The following is a 1,760-nucleotide window of genomic DNA, read 5'->3' on the forward strand; positions in this document are numbered from 1 at the left end:
GTCTCGGACGTGGACTGGGTGGCTTCCTCGTCGACACCGCTCATTAAGCGATGCCTCCAGTCGAACCAGTGACCGACGTCTCCTCAGCTCGTTCTGCTCCAAAGAGAATCGTGTCTCCGTCATCGCCGAAGACGAATGCATCTGAGATATCGAACGACACGTCGAGCTTGTCACCAGCAGATACGTCGTCGACTGCGTCGCTGACGACGTCGAAGTTCGTTCCATCAGCGAGGCGGCCGTGAACGACGGATTCGGTGCCAAGCGTCTCGATGACTTCGACATCGACTGTGAGTGTGCATGAGCCCGTAGACCCGACCTCGAGATACTGGGGTCGAATTCCTAACCGGACGGAATCGGAGGCAGGTGGTTTGACTTCGGCCGGGAGTGGGACCGTCAGACCCGGGCCTTCGAGCGAGGTCACACTGTTTTGTTCGGTCACAGAACACTCGACGACGTTCGTCGATGGCATGCCGATGAACTGGGCGACGTACTCGGAGTTGGGGTAGTCGAACAGCCGTTTCGGTGGGTCTACCTGGGCGAGTTCACCTTCACGGAGAAGGACGACTTGATCGCTCATCGTCATCGCCTCAGTTTGGTCGTGAGTGACGTAGACAACCGTCGTGTCGAGTTCTTGGTGCAGTCGCTGGATTTCGACACGAAGGTCAGACTTGAGCTTCGCGTCGAGGTCAGACATCGGCTCGTCTAAGAGGAGCACGTCCGGGTCTTGGACAAACGCCCCACCGAGTGCAACACGTTGTTGCTGACCGCCGGAGAGTTCGGACGGCATCTTCTCCAGTTGCTGTTCGATTTGGAGGACTTCCGCCGCCTCGTCGATGCGTTCGTCTCGTTCGGATTTCGGAACACCGTGTATCTTCAGTCCGTACCCGATGTTTTCCCGGACAGACATGTGGGGGTAGAGTGCGATCGACTGGAACACCATCGAGACGTTGCGTTCTTGTGGTGGGAGATCGGTCACATCCTCGTCACCGAACGATACGGTCCCGGATGTGGGCGTCTCTAGCCCAGCTAACATGCGCAATGTCGTCGTCTTCCCACACCCTGACGGTCCAACGAAGGTCGTAAACGAACCTTCGGGGATGTCGAGTGAGAGGTCGTCGACGGCGACGTGGGTATTTCCGAGGGTGCGAAACTCCTTTCTGACGGTGTCTAAGTGGATGCTAGTTGCCATTATTCGAGGCCTCCAACGCTGAAGCCCTGGAGGAGGTATCGTTGCAGGAACAGTGCAATGAGGAACGGCGGGAGGGCGATGAGAAGCGAGACGGCCATCGTCTCACCCCAACCGATGCTGACGCGGTCTAAGAACAGCGACGCACCGACGGTAATCGTGTACATCTCGTCTCGACTCATCACGACACGAGCCATGGTGAAGTCGTTCCACGCGACAGCAAACGCGAAGATTGCAGAGGAGATGTAGCCTGGTCGGGCGACGGGTAAGACGACGTCTTTGACCGTGCGCCATCGGCTCGCGCCACGGACCCAGGCAGACTCTTCGAGTGCGATTGGGACGGTCTGGAAGTACTGCCACATCAACCAGATGCAGAACGGGGCGGAGATGGCAGTCAGCGCAAGTGTAAGTGCGAAATGACTATTCAGCAGTCCGAGCGTCGAGAACACGACGTACAGTGGGATTGCGAGCACGATCGGGCTGAACATGTACGAGAACAGCACTGCTCGCGCTGCCAGTGACTTCCCGGTGAAGTCGAATCGTGTCAAGCCGTAGCCTGCAGCGACAGCGATAG

At 57.8% G+C, this 1,760-nt stretch carries 2 protein-coding genes; both read right to left on the reverse strand.

The window, feature by feature from the left end:
- Positions 1–43: 43 nt before the first annotated feature.
- Positions 44–1,189, reverse strand: a complete 1,146-nt coding sequence (locus tag AUR66_RS14310; RefSeq protein ID WP_058572959.1) for an ABC transporter ATP-binding protein — start codon at positions 1,187–1,189, stop codon at positions 44–46.
- Positions 1,189–1,760: carbohydrate ABC transporter permease (locus AUR66_RS14315; RefSeq protein ID WP_058572960.1), on the reverse strand; the 572-nt coding region annotated here is incomplete at its 5' end. The genes AUR66_RS14310 and AUR66_RS14315, both read right to left, overlap by 1 nt.

Origin of the sequence: Haloferax profundi, from assembly GCF_001469865.1 — an archaeon.
Lineage (GTDB): Archaea > Halobacteriota > Halobacteria > Halobacteriales > Haloferacaceae > Haloferax > Haloferax profundi.

Excerpts from the sequence above, each read along its gene's own strand:
- AUR66_RS14310 (WP_058572959.1), bottom strand. The coding sequence starts at position 1,189 with ATGGCAACTAGCATCCACTTAGACACCGTCAGAAAGGAGTTTCGCACC.